The sequence below is a fragment of the Candidatus Contubernalis alkalaceticus genome (assembly GCF_022558445.1).
Taxonomy (GTDB): domain Bacteria; phylum Bacillota; class Dethiobacteria; order SKNC01; family SKNC01; genus Contubernalis; species Contubernalis alkaliaceticus.
On sequence record NZ_CP054699.1, the window covers coordinates 1,069,462 to 1,088,077 of the forward strand.

Consider the following 18,616-nt stretch of genomic DNA (forward strand, 5'->3'; position numbering starts at 1 on the left):
AATGAGTACTAAATATGCATTATTAAGCGTTTCTGACAAGTCAGGGGTGGTGGATTTTGCCCGGTCTCTAACAGAACTGGGTTTCGAGATTCTTTCCACCGGAGGGACCAAGAAATCTCTGGCAGATGCAGGAGTGCCGGTGAAATCCGTTTCTGAGGTTACCGGTTTTCCGGAAATTTTGGAGGGAAGGCTGAAAACCCTTCATCCTAAAATTCACGGAGGAATATTGGGCAAGAGGGGGGAAGAACTCCATCAAAAACAGATGGCGGAACATGATATTTCCCCCATTGACCTGGTAGTGGTTAACCTGTATCCCTTCGCTCAGACTATAGCGAAAGAAGGGGTTACCTTAGAGGATGCCATCGAGAACATTGATATCGGCGGGCCTACCATGGTGCGCTCTGCTGCCAAAAATTATAAGGATGTGGCCGTGGTGGTCAATCCTGACCGGTACCAAGAAATCATTGACGAGATAAAGGAAAAAGGCTCTCTCAGCCAGGAGACCCGTTTTCAACTGGCAGTAGAGGCCTTTACCCACACCGCAGAATATGATGCCTTAATCAGCAGTTATCTTTCGGGGCTTCTTCCCGGGGAAGCTAAGTTCCGTAATACTCTGCTTTTAAATTACAAAAAGGTGCAGGACCTTCGATATGGGGAAAATCCTCAACAGCAGGCGGTTTTCTATCGGGAGGTCAACCCTGTTCCTTCATCCATTGCCTTTGCCCAACAGTTTCAAGGGAAAGAGCTTTCTTTTAATAATATAAATGATACTAACGCTGCCTGGGAGTTAGTTCAGGAATATCAAGAACCTACTATTGTAGCAGTTAAGCATGCTAACCCCTGTGGTGTAGGGACAGGGGCAGAACTCTATGATGCTTACATCAGAGCGTATGATTCTGACCCGGTTTCAATATTCGGGGGCATTATCGCTGCCAACACCCGGGTAGATAAAAAAACTGCAGAAGAAATATTGAAAATATTTATAGAAGTAATCATTGCCCCGGAATATGACCCGGAAGCCCTGGAAGCATTGAAAGCTAAAAAAGATATCCGGGTCCTGCAGGCCAAACTATCTCATGAAGAACGAGAGAAGAGCGATTTCAAGAAGGTGTCCGGTGGGCTTTTGGTTCAGGAGTTAGATACCGTACTTCTGGATCCTGCGGATTGGCAGGTAGTGACCAAAAGGAAGCCTACGGACAGTGAACTGGCGGATCTGGTTTTTGGAATGAAGGTGGTAAAGCATGTAAAATCCAATGCCATCGTTCTAGCTAAAAATCTACAGACTATTGGAGTGGGTGCAGGACAGATGAACCGTGTAGGGGCGGCCCGTATTGCCATTGAACAGGCCGGAGAAAAAGCTAAGGGCAGTGCTTTAGCTTCAGATGCATTCTTCCCCTTCCCGGATACTGTAGAAGAAGCTGCCAAAGCCGGGGTTACGGCATTGATTCAGCCGGGGGGTTCTTTGAAAGACAAGGATGCTATTGAGACGGCAGATTCTTTTGGAATGACTATGCTCTTTACGGGCAGAAGGTATTTTAAACACTAAGGAGGTGTTTATCTTTTGCGCATTTTAGTGGTTGGAGGCGGCGGGAGAGAGCACACCCTGGTTTGGAAATTAAAACAGAGTCCTTTGGTAGAAAAAATCTATTGTGCTCCCGGCAATGCCGGTATTTCTGAGTATGCTCAGTGTGTCCCTATTTCAGTAGAGGATCTGCGGGGATTGGTGGAGTTTGCAGAAGAACAGAAAATAGATCTTACCATAGTTGGGCCTGAGGCCCCTCTGGCGGAAGGTATAGTTGACCTTTTCCAGGGAAGGGGTTTGAAGATATTTGGCCCCAACAAACAGGCAGCAAAGCTTGAAGGAAGCAAGGTTTTTGCTAAGGAATTAATGGTAAAATACAATATACCTACGGCAGAGTACAAGACCTTCACCAACCCTGAAGAAGCAGAACAATACATAAAAAAAGTAGGAACACCCATCGTGATAAAGGCGGAGGGCCTGGCTGCCGGTAAGGGAGTAATCGTCTGCGAAGAAGAGGAAGAAGCTCTTCTGGCCATGAAGAAAATCATGATAGACCGTGCCTTTGGAGATGCCGGTAACCGCTTGATTGTGGAGGAATGCCTGCGGGGAGAAGAAGCTTCCATTTTGGCCTTTACGGATGGAGAAAGTATACTGCCCATGGTTTCATCCCAGGACCACAAACCCGTTTATGACGGTGATAGGGGCCCTAATACCGGAGGCATGGGGGCTTATGCCCCGGCTCCATTGGTTACACCGGAAATTGCCAAGTATGTTGAAGAGGAGATATTGCTTCCTGCGGTAAAAGGGTTAAAGTCTGATGGACATTCTTATTCCGGAATAATTTATGCCGGACTCATGTTTACAGAAAAAGGACCGAAAGTATTGGAATTTAACTGCCGATTTGGTGACCCTGAGGCCCAGGTAGTCATTCCTCTTTTAAAATCAGACCTGGTTCCCATATTACAGGCAGTGGTGGAAGGTAAGCTTTCCCAGGTTAAAGCTGAGTGGCATGAAGGTTATGCCGTTTGTGTGGTGATGGCTTCCGGTGGTTATCCCGATTCCTACCAAAAAGGAATGGTCATTGAGGGACTGGAGGAACAAAAAGCAAACCATAACCTGATGGTTTTCCATGCCGGTACCGATATCCAAAAAGAAAAAGTGGTCACCAGCGGTGGCCGAGTGCTGGGGGTTACCGGTTGGGCCCAAACTCTGCCCCAAACCTTAAAGAATGTCTATGAAGCCGTGGAATCCATAAGGTTTGAAGGTGCACACTACCGTAAAGATATCGGGCAGAAAGCGCTTAAGCTTTTGAAATAATAAGAAAGTTATGAGAAGTTTCAAACCCTATTGAGGACACATCTAAAAAGTCCAAAATAGGGTTTTTATTTAAACCTGTCAAGGGGGCTGTCGGGCTGGGCCGTGTCAAGACGTGTCAAGACTGTCAAGGGGACTGTTCATCCGACAACCCATATAATACCAATGACAGCAATGTTTTTAAATGTACTGCCGGAAGAACAGCTCCTTTGATAGCCTTGACAGGGCTTATGAATTGGAGGACAATAATGGCTAGAAAAGCATTTAATGCGTTAAAGTAAAAAATTATAAACAAGCAGGATTTCCAGCATGTCTAAAGAATATTACCTAAGAAATTAAAATATGCCGAATAGGTAATCCGGGGGTGATTCACATAATTGACTCTAATCTAAAAGATAAATACATGGACCAGCTGTTTACGGCCATTCTTTCCCTGGAAAATATTGAAGAGTGTTATAAGTTTTTCGAAGATCTTTGTACTATTAATGAATTAAAATCTCTGGTTCAAAGGTTGGAGGTTGCAAAAATGCTGCAGGATGGTTACACTTATCATCAGATTGAAAAAGAGACCGGTGCCAGCACGGCTACTATCAGCCGGGTTAAACGATATCTGTTTTACGGCAGTGGTGGGTATGCAATAGCTCTGCAGCGCTTGAAAGAAGAAGAGGGTTCCTAAACTAAAAAGTAGGGAGCTTAAATAATTGAAGCTTTTTTAGTGTGTTCAGAGGAGAATTTCTGGGGTTGTAGGGTGCCGGGTATCTCTGAACACTTTTTTCAATTTCCCAGGTTTTTATATCCAGGGTTTGGTTTGTCTTTTATATTATTAATGCAAATAGAAATGAAAGAACACATCAATTGTTTTTTTAAACCGTTTAAAGGGGTACTATTATGAATTATGACTCACCTGTAGAGGATTTATTTGAAGGTTTAAATGAAAAGCAGATGGAGGCTGTAACTACTACAGAGGGCCCCTTGCTAATTTTAGCCGGGGCGGGTAGTGGAAAGACCAGGGTCTTAACCTGTCGGGTCGCTTATCTTTTAAGGACTGGAAAGTGCAGGCCCGGCCAGATTATGGCTTTGACCTTTACCAACAAAGCAGCGGAGGAGATGAAAGATAGAATTTGCCGAATATTACAGGCTGATTTGAGGCTTTGGGTTTCTACCTTCCATGCATCTTCAGCCCGAATTCTCAGGGGAGCTATCAGTCATTTGGGATATGAGAGCAGCTTTGTTATTTTTGACACTCAGGACCAGCTGAACATAATAAAAGAGTGTTTGAAAGAGCTTGATCTTGATTTCAAGCAGTATATTCCCCGAAAAATTTTAGGAATCATCAGTAAAGCCAAGAATGACCTGGTGGATGAAGATCAGTATGAGCAGCAGTCAAGCGATTATTTCTCCCGGAAAGTCAGTGAGATTTATCAATTGTATCAAAAAAAGCTGAAGAGCAGCAACTGTCTTGATTTTGATGACCTGCTTTTTTTGACGGTACGTCTTTTCAGGGAAAGGCCGGAGATTTTAAGGGCTTACCAGGAACAGTATAAGTTTATTCTGGTGGATGAATACCAGGATACCAATATGGTTCAGTACCTGTTGGTAAAGATGCTGTCCCAAAAACATAGGAACCTCTGTGTGGTGGGAGATGATGACCAGTCAATTTACCAGTTTCGTGGAGCAGATATTAGAAATATCCTGGAATTTGAAAGAGATTACCCCGAAGCCCAGGTGATTAAATTAGAGGAAAATTACAGGTCCAAAGGAAATATTCTCGAAGCTGCTTTTCATGTAATAAAAAATAATCAGGAGCGAAAACCTAAACGTCTTTGGACTCAACAGCCCCCCGGGGATAAAATCTTTTATTTTTGCGGCAGGGATGAATATCAGGAAGCCCAGTATATTGCTGATGAAATTAAGAAGAACCTGGACAGTTTCAAAGAATTTGCTGTTCTTTACCGGACTAACGCGCAGTCCAGGGTTCTAGAGGAAGTATTTTTGAGGAAGGATATTTCTTTTACCATATATGGTGGGGTCAGATTTTACGAACGGTTGGAAATAAAAGATACTCTGGCCTATCTGAGGTTGGTTGATAATCCATCAGACAATTTTAGTCTGAAGAGAATTATCAATGTCCCCCGAAAGGGAATTGGCAAAAAAACAGTTGAAAAACTAGAAGTTATGGCTTCTGACCAAAACTTGACCCTGTTTGAGTCCTTGAGCAGATGGGATGAATCTGGAGTTACCCAGAACACCGGGAGAAAAATAGAAGAATTTACTAATTTAATTCATAATTTACGGAGGATGAGGGAATTCTTATCCGTAAGGGAGTTAACGGAGGAAATCATAGAAAAAACGGGATATTTAACCGCTCTTGAAGCAGAAGGGACGTTGGAATCCCGTTCCCGTATTGAAAATCTCAAAGAAATGGTGTCTGCTGCCCGGGAATTTGATGTGAGTTCAGAAGATAAGAGCCTAACTGCTTTTCTCACGGGGATTTCATTAATTACCTCTTCTGAAGAGGGGCTGCAGGAGGAGGAGAGAGAGGTTAAGGTCAGATTGATGACCTTTCATAGTGCCAAGGGGTTAGAATTCCCTGTAGTTTTCTTGGCCGGAATGGAGGAGGGGATTTTTCCTCACTCTATGTCCCTGGACAGTGAGCATGGGTTGGAGGAGGAAAGACGTCTCTGCTACGTAGGCTGTACCCGGGCTATGGAGCGGCTTTATCTTACCCACGCCAAGCAGAGGAATCTTTATGGCAGGTTGGTTTTCAACCCTCCCTCCTGTTTTTTCAAGGAGATTCCCGCAGAACTGTTGGGGGATAATTTTTTAGATGAAGAAGAGCAGGCTGAAAAAGAAATTGATTTCATTTCGAACCCTGATGAAGACTGGAAAGTTGGAGATGGTTTGTATCATTCTAAGTGGGGAAAGGGAGTGGTTAGAACTGTGGGCAGTTCTGGATCTGATCTGGTTTTGACGGTTTTGTTTCCCACGGAGGGGACCAAAACCATACTGGCCACTTTTGCTCCTATAAAAAAAGTAACTAATTAATTCTAAAAGCCTCTAAATATCATGAAATGGAGTATGTCTGAATCTTATTTATAAAGTATTTTAATCATCTTAGCTGCAATTATGAATTTTTCAGCTGTTAACAGCGATGAGGACAGCCTAAAAAAAATTAAGGCGTAAGAGGTATGGATGTATAAGGAAATATGCTTTATGGGGAGGGCTGTAAATGGACTCTAATGAAGCCGGAATAAAAGTTCGGCAGTTGGCAGAAGAGATAAATAAACATGACTATAATTATTATGTGCTGGATTCTCCGGTAATATCAGACCGGGAATATGACTTGATGAAGAGGGAACTGGAAAAACTTGAGAAAGAATATCCCCAGCTGGTTACTCCTGATTCTCCTACTCAAAGGGTAGGGGGGAAGCCCTTAGAAACCTTTACCTCGGTCAGTCACGCTGTTCCCATGCTCAGCCTGGATAATGCTTTCAATGAAAATGAGCTTCTAGACTTTGTACGCAGAGCAAAAAATCTAAGCGGAGTTTCTAATTTAGAGTATGTGGTTGAACCCAAAATGGACGGGCTGGCAGTATCTTTGCTTTATCAGGATGGGGGCCTGGTCAGGGGTGCAACCCGGGGAGATGGTCAAGTGGGGGAGGATATTACTCATAATCTCCGGACTATAAAAAGTATTCCCTTAAAACTGAAAGAAAGAGTAGATTTGGAGGTGAGGGGAGAAGTTTATTTTCCCCGGAAAGCATTTCAGGACCTAAATGACCGCAGAGCTGAGCAGGGTGAACCTTTGTTTGCAAATCCCCGAAATGCCGCTGCCGGTTCTATGAGGCAGCTGGACCCTGCAGTTGCAGCCTCCAGGCCTTTAAATATTTACATTTACGGTATGGGCAGTTTTGAAGGATTTCCTCTAAAAAATCATCTAGAAATGCTGAACTATCTAAAAAGTTTGGGCCTCAGGGTAAACCCCCATACTGCTGTATACACTGATTTTGAAGAAGTGATTCAGGCCTGTAAAGATTGGTCCTTAAAAAGATATGAACTTCCTTATGAAATTGATGGGATGGTTATAAAAATAAATGATCTTAAAATACAAGCCCAGGTAGGTTACACCACCAGGAGCCCCCGCTGGGCTGTAGCTTTTAAGTTTCCGGCGGAACAGGTAGAGACCACTGTGGAGGATATTCAGGTTAGCGTGGGCAGGACTGGGGCTCTAACCCCTATTGCTCTGCTGACCCCGGTGAAGGTTTCCGGGTCAGTGATTAAGAGAGCGTCTTTACATAATCAGGATATCCTTCGGGAAAAAGGGGTTAAAATTGGGGACCGGGTAATTATTCACAAGGCAGGAGAAGTTATTCCTGAGCTGGTTAAAGTTCTAAAAGAGAAGAGGACCGGCCAGGAAAAAGATTTTATCATGCCTGAAAACTGTCCTGCCTGCGGCCAGGAGGTAACATTAATTCCCGGGGAGGTGGCTTTGCGCTGTTTGAATTCCACTTGTCCTGTGCAGATGTACGAGAGAATTGTACATTTTGCTTCCCGGGGGGCCATGGATATCGAAGGATTGGGTCCAGCGGCTGCCAGGCTGCTCCTGGAAAATGGTCTGGTGGAAGATGTGGCAGACCTGTATTATCTGAATAAAGAACGCCTGATGTCTCTGGATAGGATGGGGGAAAAGTCAGCTTCTAAACTCCTGGAGGCCCTGGAGGTTAGTAAAAACAACCCCTTGAGCAAGCTCTTAAATGGGCTGGGCTCCCGTTTTTTAGGGGGAAAAGGCTCCCGGGTTATTGCAGAGCACTTCAAGAGCTTAGATCGTATTATTTCCGCCTCGGTGGAAGAGATGATTTCTATCCCGGAAATTGGGCCTAAAATTGCGGCCAGTGTTTTTGAATTTTTTAAGAATCCTGCCAACCTTAAGGTGGTGGAAAAACTCCGCAGCACCGGGGTTAATTTTAAACAGGTTCAGGAACAGGGGAAGGCTCAGGAACAGCTCTTTGAGGGTCAGGCCTTTGTGCTGACGGGGAAACTGCAAAACCACAGCCGCCAGGAAGCGCAAAACCTGATCGAAGGTTTAGGAGGCAGGGTTACATCCTCCGTAAGCCGCAGCACAAACTATGTTGTAGTAGGGGAAAACCCCGGAAGTAAGCTGGAACAGGCCCGTTCTCTGGAAATCACAATATTGACCGAAGAACAATTGCAGCAAATGGCGTCCAGTGAAAAATAAAGATAAGACTTCCTTTTAGCTTTTGTATTTCTTGTTAATTGAATTAAAATGGCACACAGTCGTGCCCCTGTTAGAAATCATACAGCAGCGGGCACGATTTTTTTAATCTAAATAATGTCATGGAAATTTTTTCAGGCGACAAACTTTATCATTATGAAATGCTATGTTATAATATAAAAAGCAATTGAGGTTTGGAGGTATAAGTAATGGAGATAACTAAAAAAGATGTGGAGTATATTGCTAAGCTGGCCAGGTTGGAGATTAGTGATGATGAAAAAGAAATACTTACTAAGCAGCTGGGACACATTTTAGATTATGTGAAAGTATTAGATGAGCTGGAAACGGAGAATATATCTCCAACATTCCATGTCTTTCCTATGAAAAATGTATTCCGCAGTGACAAGGTTAAAGAGCCGCTGAGCCGGGAGGAAGTTCTGCAGAATGCTCCGGACCAGGAAAATGGATTTTTTAAAGTGGCCCGGGTTATAGAATAAAGAGAATTATGATTGTTGGGGGGAATTTTGTTGAATTTATATGAATTAAAAGTTCATGAAGCTCATGATTTGATAAAACAAAAAAAGATAAGCTGTGAGGAAATTCTATTAGGTGTACTGGACAGAATTGAAGAGGTAGAAGGAATTGTCCAGGGATTTGTGACCGTGACCAGGGATTATGCTCTAAAAAAGGCCAGGGAAACAGATAAAAAAATTGCTTTAGGAAGAAAGGTAGGGCCGCTGACCGGGATACCTTTTGCCTTAAAAGACAATATGTGTTCTAAGGATATACTTACGACTTGTTCCTCTAAAATCCTGGAGGGTTTTAAACCGCCATATAACGCTACGGTTTTTGAACGGTTGGAGGAACAGGGGGCTGTATTGGTAGGAAAGACAAACATGGATGAGTTTGCCATGGGTTCTTCTACGGAAAATTCCGGTTTATTTGCCACTAAAAACCCTTGGGACCCTTCCCGGGTGCCGGGGGGGTCCAGTGGTGGTTCTGCAGCAGTGGTAGCCTCTGACCAGGTTCCTTTTGCTCTGGGTTCTGATACCGGTGGATCAATTCGTCAGCCCGCTTCATATTGTGGTGTGGTGGGGATGAAGCCTACATATGGCAGGGTGTCCAGGTATGGATTGGTGGCTTTTGCTTCTTCTCTAGACCAGATTGGACCCTTGACTAAGGATGTAAAGGACTGCGCCCTGGTCATGAATGCTATCTGCGGCTCAGACCTTAAGGATTCCACCTCTGCACCGGTAGATGTTCCTGATTTTTGTAGTTTCATTGGAAAAGAAGTTAAGGGAATCAGAATGGGAATTGCTGAAGAATATTTTTCCTTAGGTATTGATGATGCCGTGAGGAATGTCATTGGGAAGGCCATAGATAACCTGGAGAATCTGGGAATGGGAAAGGTGGAATTATCGTTACCCCACACATCCTATGCTCTGCCGGCTTATTACCTGGTAAGCCCTGCAGAGGCTTCATCAAATCTCTCCAGGTACGATGGGATTCGTTACGGTTTCAGACATGAAGATAGTAATAATTTACTGGAAACATATCAAAAAACCAGGAGCAGGGGTTTTGGGGCTGAGGTTAAACGAAGGATTATGTTGGGAACCTATGCTTTGAGTTCCGGATATTATGATGCTTATTACCTTAAGGCACAGAAGGTTAGGACTTTGATTAAGAATGATTTTGATGAGGCTTTTAAAAATTGCGATGTCATTGTGACCCCCACGGCACCTACGGTGTCTTTCAAGGCCGGTGAAAATACGCAAGATCCGCTTCAAATGTATTTAAATGATGTTTTTACCATACCTGTTAGTATGTCCGGGCTCCCGGCAGTTTCCATCCCCTGTGGTTTTATTAACGGTTTGCCGGTGGGGCTGCAGATTATAGGGAAGCCCTTTGATGAAGGGACTATACTTCAGGTGGCCGATGCTTTTGAACAGAGCAGGTCTTTTTTGAACATGAAGCCTAATTTTGGAAGCTTTGTCAGGGGAGGTGTTTAGTATGTCAAAATATGAAGTAGTGATTGGCTTAGAAGTTCATCTTGAGCTGGGCACCAAAACCAAAATATTCTGTTCCTGCCCCACTACCTTTGGGGATGAACCAAATACTCAGGTGTGTCCGGTCTGCCTGGGGCTTCCCGGGGTTTTGCCGGTGTTAAACAAAAGGGCCCTGGAGTTTGCTGTTTTAACGGGATTGGCCTTGAACTGTGAGATTAACTCTTACAGCAAGTTTGACCGAAAAAATTATTTTTATCCAGATCTGCCTAAAGCCTATCAAATTTCTCAATTTGATTTTCCTGTAGGCAAAAACGGATATCTTAAAATACAGTCCAATGGAGAAACCCGCAAAATTGGCATTAATCGGGTCCATTTGGAGGAAGACGCGGGGAAATTGATTCATTCCAATGATGGGCTATTTTCCCTGGTGGATTATAACCGTACCGGCGTTCCCCTGGTGGAGATCGTTTCTGAACCGGATTTGCGTTCTGCGGAAGAGGCCCGGGTTTTTTTGGAGGATTTGAAAAAAATACTTCTGTATACGGGGGTTTCCGACTGCAAGATGGAGGAGGGGAGCCTGCGCTGCGATGCTAATATTTCTGTACGACTAAAAGGGGAAGCGGAGCTGGGCACCAAGACGGAACTTAAAAATATGAACTCCTTTAAAGCAGTTCAAAAGGGTCTGGAATTTGAGGTGGAAAGGCAGATAGAGAGACTGGAAAATGGTCACAGGATTGTTCAGGAGACCTTGAGATGGGACGAGACTAAAGGAGAAACTGTCACCATGAGGAGCAAGGAAGAAGCCCATGACTACAGATATTTTCCTGACCCTGACCTGGTCCCCATGGAAATAGGGGTTATGATGGTGGAAAAGGTTAAGAAGGAGCTTCCTGAATTACCTCTGGAGAAAAAAGAAAGATTTGTTTCTCAGTATTGCCTATCGGACTATGATGCCCAGGTGTTAACCGGAACCCGGGAAATGGCTGTATTTTTTGAGGAATGTGTAAAATTATTTTCAGAACCTAAGATTGTCAGTAACTGGGTCATGGGAGAGCTGTCCATGCATATGAATGCCGCCGGTTTGGACTTTTGTACTATTAAAGTTACACCGGAGGACCTGGTGGAAATGCTGGAAATGCTGAAACAGGGGAAAATTAGCGGAAAGATGGCCAAAGATGTTTTGGCTGAGATGTTTAATTCCGGGAAGAAAGCTCATCAGGTGGTAAAAGAAAAGGGCATGGAGCAGATTAGTGACCAGGGTGTTTTGGAGGAAATTATCCAAGAGGTAATAAAAACCAACCCGGGCCCTGTGGCAGATTACAAGGCTAAAAAGAAAAAGGCTTTGGGTTTTCTGGTAGGGCAGGTAATGAAATCCACCGGGGGAAGTGCCAATCCACAGATGGTTAATGAAATATTGAGAGATAAGCTGAAAAATGTGTAGATTATCCGGTTAAAAAAGAATTAAAAATTTATCTTCTGACTTGGATTTTAAATATTCATTGACAGCGAATAAGAAAAAGATTAAAATATAAACTGTCGGTAAAGTTATTAGAATATTGTACGAAATTGACGAATTGATTACTGAAGGTTGATTTCCTGCATACGGAGGGATAAGTATGAGAAAGCTTTCCTTTAAAATTCGTTTTGTAATGGTTATGTTTATTGTTTTGATTATGTTTGCTCTTCACAATAATTTTTGGAGTTGGCAGTTTGACGCTCAGTTCCCCTTATTGTTTGGTTTTATGCCCTTTGCTTTTTCTTATTATATTTTATATACATTTATAGCGACCGCTGCAATCTATCTAATTATTCTTCTGGTCTGGCCGGATCCTCCGGAGGATCTGCTCTTACCCCTCAAAGTGGAGGAGGATGAGTATAGATGATGAGAGAGACGGTGGTTTTTATTTTTATAGGGATTTACCTTTGTATTCTTCTCCTGCTGGGGTGGCTAGGAACACGGGTCACGCTGGCAACCAGGGAAGATTATTTTTTAGCCAGCCGTTCTTTGAATACTTTTCATCTTTTTATGGCCCTGTTTGCCAGCAACATTACTTCATTTACTATTATTGGGCATGCCGGCTTATCCTATCATGCCGGGTATGGTGCCTACGGTTATGTAATCGGCTGGAGCTTGTTTGCTACACCCTTTACCTATTATCTGGTTGGGTATCGCTCCTGGCTGCTGGGCAAAAGATTTGGATATTCCACGCAACCTCAGCTTTTTGGCAGCCGTTGGAACAGCAGTACCATAGGAATTTTATTTTTAGTACTCTTGCTTTACTATACGATTCCCTATTTGGTGCTGGGAATTATCGGTGGTGGAATCGCCATGTCTACTATGACCGGGGGGGTTATCCCTTACTGGCTGGCTGCTCTGGTTCTCCTGTGCGTTTCTGTTTTTTACACCATGGGGGCCGGTCTTAGGGGTACCACCTGGACAGATATTTTTCAGGGCCTGCTCTTCATGATTGTGGCTGTTTTTGTGCTGTTGGGAGTGGCCAATTCCCTGGGAGGGTTTGAGGCTATTACTGCAAAAATATTAGCAGACAAGCCCCACCTTTTAGAAAGAGCCCTGGCTCCTCAATTAAGCCCTAAGACCTGGTTTAGCTTTTCTTTTGTAAATTCCATTGCTGTAGTAGTTTTTCCCCAGATGTTCATCCGGATCATGGCGGCTAAAAACTCTGTATCTATGAAAAAGGTAACGCTTTTTTATCCCATTTGTTTTATGATTATATTTGGAATTTCTACATTGTTGGGGGTATGGGGCGCTGTGTCTATTCCCGGCCTGGAGGGACAAGCCTCAGATGATATTGTTCCTATGCTGCTGGAACAGTTTCTTTCACCGGTCTGGGGAGCCCTGGGACTCCTGGTAATTTTAGCGGTTATTAAGTCATCTCTGGACTCTCAACTGCTATCTGTGTCACACATGGTAACTGAGGATTTTTTACTTCGGTATTTTAAAAATATTACGGAAAAAAAGGCAATTTTTATCAGTAAAACAGTGCTGTTGGTTTTTGCAATTATTGCATATGTAGGAGCCTTGTTCCGCCCTTCCGCTGTGTTGAGCATAGCGGCTTTTGCTTTTTCCGGATTCTCGCTGCTTTTACCGGTTATGATTGCTGGGCTTTACTGGAAAAAATGTAGTAAATATGCAGCCATAACCGCCATTATCGTACCCTCTATTTTTCTTCATCTGTGGTATCTTAACATTCTTCCCAACTGGACTACCTTTGGACTAATGCCAGTAGTTCCAGCATTTTTTATGACGGTATTTCTTTTGGTAGTGGTAACTTATTTGTTCCCATCGAAGCTTGATAAGAATGCCCAACATTTTTTTGACATTTTTGCCCGGGCATTTGAAGGGAAGCAAGGGTTAGATAAAAAAAGCACCATACGTCTTTAGTTAGATGATTTTAGGGGTGGGTTATGATTGATTGCTTAAAATATATATTGGGAGTAAGATTATCATTGTTGTATAAATTTTCAGAAAATTTATACAGAAAAGAAGGAATAAAAATATTTATGTAGAATATATGTATTCAGGGTGAATATATATAGGAATGTATTAATGAGAGATAAAAAATCCTATAAAGACAATAGATTTTTTATTATATACAAAATTGTTTAAAATTGTCTCATTACTTTTTATATTTTAAAAATTATGACATATTAGGGCGAATTATCGTTAGAAAATCATAGAGCTATTTGTAGTGTTTAGGCCATTTTTTCTAAGCATTATTGATTTATCTTAACTTAGCAATAGACGTCAACTTAAGAGACGCTTCGAATGTTGGTATTCTTATTAACAATTGGAGAGGAGGGGTTGAGCAAAGGTTATTAGTTATGAAAATTTTCTAAAATCAGCATTGTAGCAGGCAATAAAAATTTTGGTGCCGGTTAAGAACGGTAGAAGGTTTTAGACAGGTAAGCTGACAAGGCGGTCAAGCCGCTGTACAATAAGAAAATTAAAAGGAGGCGACAATATTTATGTCAGAAGAAGTAAAATGGTACCCCGCGTCGGAGGAATTTTCTAAGCAGGCGCACATCAGCACCAGAGAACAGTACGATGAAATGTGGAAGAGGTCAGTTGAAGACCCTGAGGGTTTTTGGGGAGAAATGGCCGATAAGTACCTGGATTGGTTTGAAAAGCCCACCAAAATGATGGATTACGATTATACTACCGCCGATATCAAGTTCTTTGATGGTGGTAAGCTTAACGTAACTTATAACTGTTTGGATCGTCATCTAAAAACTTGGAAGAAAAACCGTGCAGCTATTATTTGGCAGGGTGAGCCTGAAGATGATGTTATAACCCTTACCTACCAGCAGCTTCATCATGAAGTATGTAAATATGCCAATGTATTGAAGAACAACGGAATCAAAAAAGGTGACCGGGTTTGCATCTATATTGGCATGATCCCCAACCTGGCCATTGCCATGTTGGCCTGCGCCAGGATTGGTGCTATTCACTCAATCGTATTCGGAGGTTTTAGTGCTGACTCCATTAAAGATAGGATTTTAGATTCCCAGTGTAAGATGGTGCTTACTGCGGACTGCAGCTTAAGGGCCGGTAAAGTAGTTCCCCTGAAGGCTAATGTGGACGCTGCTGTAGCCGAGTGTGATTGTGTTGAGAAGGTCATTGTATTCAAGCGGGGCGACGGCAATGTAAATATGACGGACAAATGTGTATGGCTGCACGACGAGTTGGAAAAGGTAGATGCCAACTGTGAGCCAGAGGTGATGGATTCGGAAGATCCCTTATTCATCCTTTACACCAGCGGAAGCACCGGGAAACCCAAAGGGGTTCTGCATACCACCGCAGGTTATAATCTGTATACCACCATGACCTTTAAGTATATCTTTGATATTCATGAGGAGGACACCTGGTGGTGCACAGCTGACATCGGCTGGGTTACCGGACACAGCTATATTGTTTACGGTCCTTTGAGCTTAGGAGCCACTACTCTAATGTTTGAAGGTGTTCCCAACTATCCCGCGCCGGACAGGTTCTGGCAGATCGTTGAGAAGTTTAAGGTTAACCAGTTCTACACTGCTCCTACCGCTCTGAGAGCCATGATTAAGGATGGCGACAAGTGGCCTTTAAATAGAGACCTCAGCAGCTTGAAGCTTCTAGGTACTGTGGGTGAGCCTATCAACCCAGAAGTATGGAAGTGGTACTATAAAGTAATTGGTAAAGAAAAGTGTCCCATCGTGGATACCTGGTGGCAGACGGAGACCGGTGGAATTCTCATTACCCCACTTCCCGGCTGTATCCCCCAAAAGCCCGGTTCCGCTACGGTGCCCTTCTTTGGTGTAGAGCCAGCTATTATTGACCAGGAGAAAAACGAATTGGGCGAAAATGAGCCCGGTTACCTGGTAATTAAGAAGCCCTGGCCCGGCCAGATGAGAACGGTTTACGGAGACCATGAGCGTTTCCGCCAGACTTATTTCGATATGTTCCCCGGACTATATCTTTCCGGTGACCAGGCCCGCAGGGACGAAGATGGTTACTACTGGCTCATGGGCCGGATCGATGACGTTATCAACGTATCCGGACATAGAATGGGAACAGCAGAAGTGGAAAGTGCCCTGGTAAGTAATCCAGCTGTCGCTGAAGCTGCCGTAGTAGGTTATCCCCATGATATCAAAGGTGAGGGCATCTTCGCTTATTGTATCTTAAAGGATGGCTATGATCCCAGTGATGAACTAAAAGCAGAGCTTAGGAAACACGTCCGTACCGTAATCGGGCCCATCGCTACTCCGGACTTTATTATCCTGACCCCCGGACTGCCTAAGACCCGCAGTGGTAAGATTATGCGCCGTATCTTGAGAAAAGTGGCCAGTGGTGAGTTTGAGGCTATTGGTGATACCACCACCCTGGCAGACCCCTCAGTGGTTGAGAGGATTGTGGAACTCCGCAAAGAGTTAGGCTAAGATTAGAATCAATGAAATATAATCCTTTAGAAGCCCAGGCATTTGCCTGGGCTTCTTTGTGGGTACAGCTGTCCCACTGCTGCCCTGTCTAAAAAACATGTGTTTTTTTAGACAGCTTTTAATAGCAGTTTATGCATGACCTGGATTAGGATTTTACGCTGCAAGTAGTTAAAATATTTTGAAAATTAAATAAATTATAAATTGCGCATAAATTCCAAAATTAAGAATTTTAAAATATTAAGAAGGAATTACCCCTACAAACATCGAATGTAATTGGTACTGAGAAGGGTGCAATTGTCAAAAAATTGTAACAATTCGTAGCAATTAAGTTAACATAATTTATCTTTTTTGATATAATTTTATTTTAATTTGTTTTTCAAAGTTAGATTATAAATCTGTGAAAAGGGGGGATTTAGGAAGTAGTATAACAACTGGTTTTCTAAAGTGTTTATCTTTTAGTCTGCAGTAAGCTTAACAAAGATTAACTATGGAAAGATATAAGAGAAATATTAAAAAGAAAGATATGGAGGGAAGTAAATGTCAGAAGTTAAATGGTATCCACCATCAGAGGAATTTGCAAAAAATGCTCATGTTAGTTCCAGGGAACAGTATGATGAAATGTACAAAGAGTCTATCGAAAATCCTGAGGCATTCTGGGGCAAAATGGCAGAAGAGCTGGATTGGTTTAAAAAATGGGACAAGGTAATGGATTTTGATTTTGTTAAGGCTGACATCAAATTTTTTGAGGGCGGTAAATTAAACGTTTCCTATAACTGTTTGGACCGTCATCTTAATGGAATCAATAAAAATAAAGCAGCTATTATCTGGCAGGGTGAGCCGGAAGACGATGTAAAAGTTTACACCTACCAGCAGCTGCACTATGAAGTCAGCCGGTTTGCCAATGTATTGAAGAAGAACGGTGTTAAAAAAGGCGACAGAGTGGCTATATATCTGGGCATGATCCCCCAACTGGCCATCTCCATGCTGGCCTGCGCCAGAGTTGGCGCCATTCACAGTATTGTATTCGGTGGTTTTAGTTCCGATTCCATTAAGGACCGGGTTACAGATGCCCAGTGTAAAGTAATTGTAACTGCAGACTGCAGCCTCAGGGCAGGCAAAGTAGTTCCCCTGAAGGGCAATGTTGATGCTGCGGTTGCCCAGTGCGACTGTGTAGAAAAGGTAATCGTTTTCCAGAGAGGCGACGGCAATGTGCCAATGACCGATAAAGATGTATGGTGGCATGAAGAAGTGCAGACCGTAGATTTAGATTGTCCCCCTGAAGAAATGGACAGCGAAGATCCTCTGTTTATCCTTTACACCAGCGGAAGTACCGGAAAACCTAAGGGTGTAGTTCACTCCAGTGCTGGATACCTTTTGTACGCCATGCAGACTTTAAAATATATCTTTGATATTCATCCAGAGGACACCTGGTGGTGCACAGCTGACATCGGCTGGATTACCGGACATACCTATATTGCGTATGGCCCACTGGCTTTAGGAGCAACTACCCTAATGTTTGAAGGGGTTCCCAGCTATCCTGCTCCCGACCGTTTCTGGCAGATTGTAGAGAAGTTCAAAGTTACCCAGTTCTACACAGCTCCTACCGCTCTGAGAGCCATGATTAAGGATGGCGACAAGTGGCCCTTAGGCAGAGACCTTAGCACATTGAAGCTGTTAGGTTCTGTGGGTGAGCCCATCAACCCCGAAGTTTGGAAATGGTACTATAAAGTAATCGGGAAAGAAAAATGCCCCATCGTTGACACCTGGTGGCAGACTGAGACCGGCGGCATTCTTGTTACCGGATTACCTGGTGCTGTAAATCAGAAACCCGGCTCTGCTTCCCTTCCCTTCTTTGGCGTTGAGCCCGCTATTGTAGATGGAGAAGCTAAAGATGTGCCAGATAATGAAGCAGGCTATCTGGTAATTAAAAAGGCCTGGCCCTCTATAGCCAGGACCGTTTTTGGAGACCATGAGCGTTTCCGCCAGACTTATTTTGATATGCTTCCCGGACTGTATCTCACTGGTGACCAGGCCCGCAGGGACGATGACGGTTACTTCTGGCTCATGGGCCGGATTGACGATGTTATCAACGTTTCCGGCCACAGAATGGGAACCGCAGAAGTGGAAAGCGCACTGGTAGCCCATACCGCTATTGCTGAAGCTGCTGTAGTAGGTTATCCCCATGACATCAAAGGGGAAGGTATTTTCGCTTACTGTATCTTAAAGGATGGCTTTGATCCCAGTGATGAATTAAAAGCAGAGCTGAGGAAGCACGTCCGAACCGTAATCGGACCCATCGCTACTCCAGACTTTATCGTTCTGACCCCTGGACTGCCCAAGACCCGGAGCGGTAAGATCATGAGAAGGATCTTAAGAAAAGTGGCCAGCGGTGAATTTGATGCCATTGGTGATACCTCAACACTGGCAGATCCCTCTGTTGTAGATGCAATTGTTGACCTGAGAAAAGAGTTAGGTTAACAGAAGCTATCGTCTATAATTAAAGTAGTTTCAAATAAAGAAATCCTGGCTTTTTAAGCCAGGATTTCTTTATTTACAGAGGAGAATAATATAAAATGAAGAATATAAACTGTCATTAGAATGATTTTT

12 protein-coding genes are annotated in these 18,616 nt (G+C 43.4%); all 12 read left to right on the forward strand.

Annotation, left to right across the window (positions count from 1 at the left end):
* Window position 1: 1 nt before the first annotated feature.
* The 12 genes from purH to acs (HUE98_RS05125) all read left to right on the forward strand — a co-directional run bounded on the left by purH (window position 2) and on the right by acs (HUE98_RS05125) (window position 18,487).
* On the forward strand, window positions 2-1,546 hold the full coding sequence (purH, locus tag HUE98_RS05070) for a bifunctional phosphoribosylaminoimidazolecarboxamide formyltransferase/IMP cyclohydrolase (RefSeq protein WP_241422775.1): 1,545 nt from the start codon (window positions 2-4) through the stop codon (window positions 1,544-1,546).
* Window positions 1,547-1,561: 15 nt separating this feature from the next.
* Window positions 1,562-2,839: a phosphoribosylamine--glycine ligase gene (gene purD / locus HUE98_RS05075; RefSeq protein WP_241422776.1), complete on the forward strand. Its 1,278-nt coding sequence runs from the start codon at window positions 1,562-1,564 to the stop codon at window positions 2,837-2,839.
* A 400-nt stretch (window positions 2,840-3,239) separates the two neighbouring features.
* On the forward strand, window positions 3,240-3,512 hold the full coding sequence (locus HUE98_RS05080) for a YerC/YecD family TrpR-related protein (RefSeq protein WP_241423508.1): 273 nt from the start codon (window positions 3,240-3,242) through the stop codon (window positions 3,510-3,512).
* Between the two features lie 212 nt (window positions 3,513-3,724).
* The gene (pcrA, locus tag HUE98_RS05085) at window positions 3,725-5,881 is read left to right on the forward strand and encodes a DNA helicase PcrA (protein ID WP_241422777.1); all 2,157 of its coding nucleotides are present in this window, start codon (window positions 3,725-3,727) and stop codon (window positions 5,879-5,881) included.
* Between the two features lie 184 nt (window positions 5,882-6,065).
* A complete protein-coding gene (ligA, locus tag HUE98_RS05090; RefSeq protein WP_241422778.1) occupies window positions 6,066-8,072 on the forward strand; it encodes an NAD-dependent DNA ligase LigA in 2,007 nt (668 codons plus the stop codon).
* Window positions 8,073-8,278: 206 nt separating this feature from the next.
* Window positions 8,279-8,566 carry an Asp-tRNA(Asn)/Glu-tRNA(Gln) amidotransferase subunit GatC gene (gene gatC, locus HUE98_RS05095; protein ID WP_241422779.1) on the forward strand — a complete coding sequence of 96 codons (288 nt, stop codon included), beginning with the start codon at window positions 8,279-8,281 and terminating at the stop codon, window positions 8,564-8,566.
* 30 nt (window positions 8,567-8,596) lie between these two features.
* Window positions 8,597-10,078 carry an Asp-tRNA(Asn)/Glu-tRNA(Gln) amidotransferase subunit GatA gene (gatA, locus tag HUE98_RS05100; protein ID WP_241422780.1) on the forward strand — a complete coding sequence of 494 codons (1,482 nt, stop codon included), beginning with the start codon at window positions 8,597-8,599 and terminating at the stop codon, window positions 10,076-10,078.
* 1 nt (window position 10,079) lies between these two features.
* Entirely contained in the window at window positions 10,080-11,516 is a 1,437-nt protein-coding gene (gatB, locus tag HUE98_RS05105; protein WP_241422781.1) for an Asp-tRNA(Asn)/Glu-tRNA(Gln) amidotransferase subunit GatB, read from the forward strand.
* 175 nt (window positions 11,517-11,691) lie between these two features.
* Complete coding sequence (locus tag HUE98_RS05110; protein ID WP_241422782.1) at window positions 11,692-11,958, forward strand: hypothetical protein; 267 nt, start codon at window positions 11,692-11,694, stop codon at window positions 11,956-11,958.
* Entirely contained in the window at window positions 11,955-13,478 is a 1,524-nt protein-coding gene (locus HUE98_RS05115; protein ID WP_241422783.1) for a sodium:solute symporter family protein, read from the forward strand. The genes HUE98_RS05110 and HUE98_RS05115 overlap by 4 nt, the downstream gene beginning before the upstream one ends.
* A gap of 584 nt (window positions 13,479-14,062) precedes the next feature.
* Window positions 14,063-16,009 (forward strand): acetate--CoA ligase, encoded by a 1,947-nt coding sequence (acs, locus tag HUE98_RS05120; RefSeq protein ID WP_241422784.1) that lies wholly within the window; start codon window positions 14,063-14,065, stop codon window positions 16,007-16,009.
* 537 nt (window positions 16,010-16,546) lie between these two features.
* Window positions 16,547-18,487, forward strand: a complete 1,941-nt coding sequence (acs, locus tag HUE98_RS05125) for an acetate--CoA ligase (protein ID WP_241422785.1) — start codon at window positions 16,547-16,549, stop codon at window positions 18,485-18,487.
* The last annotated feature ends 129 nt before the right edge of the window (window positions 18,488-18,616 follow it).

Excerpts from the sequence above, each read along its gene's own strand:
- purH (WP_241422775.1), top strand. The coding sequence starts at position 2 with ATGAGTACTAAATATGCATTATTAAGCGTTTCTGACAAGTCAGGGGTG.
- HUE98_RS05080 (WP_241423508.1), top strand. The coding sequence starts at position 3,240 with ATGGACCAGCTGTTTACGGCCATTCTTTCCCTGGAAAATATTGAAGAG.
- pcrA (WP_241422777.1), top strand. The coding sequence starts at position 3,725 with ATGAATTATGACTCACCTGTAGAGGATTTATTTGAAGGTTTAAATGAA.
- ligA (WP_241422778.1), top strand. The coding sequence starts at position 6,066 with ATGGACTCTAATGAAGCCGGAATAAAAGTTCGGCAGTTGGCAGAAGAG.
- gatC (WP_241422779.1), top strand. The coding sequence starts at position 8,279 with ATGGAGATAACTAAAAAAGATGTGGAGTATATTGCTAAGCTGGCCAGG.
- gatB (WP_241422781.1), top strand. The coding sequence starts at position 10,080 with ATGTCAAAATATGAAGTAGTGATTGGCTTAGAAGTTCATCTTGAGCTG.
- HUE98_RS05110 (WP_241422782.1), top strand. The coding sequence starts at position 11,692 with ATGAGAAAGCTTTCCTTTAAAATTCGTTTTGTAATGGTTATGTTTATT.
- HUE98_RS05115 (WP_241422783.1), top strand. The coding sequence starts at position 11,955 with ATGATGAGAGAGACGGTGGTTTTTATTTTTATAGGGATTTACCTTTGT.
- acs (WP_241422784.1), top strand. The coding sequence starts at position 14,063 with ATGTCAGAAGAAGTAAAATGGTACCCCGCGTCGGAGGAATTTTCTAAG.
- acs (WP_241422785.1), top strand. The coding sequence starts at position 16,547 with ATGTCAGAAGTTAAATGGTATCCACCATCAGAGGAATTTGCAAAAAAT.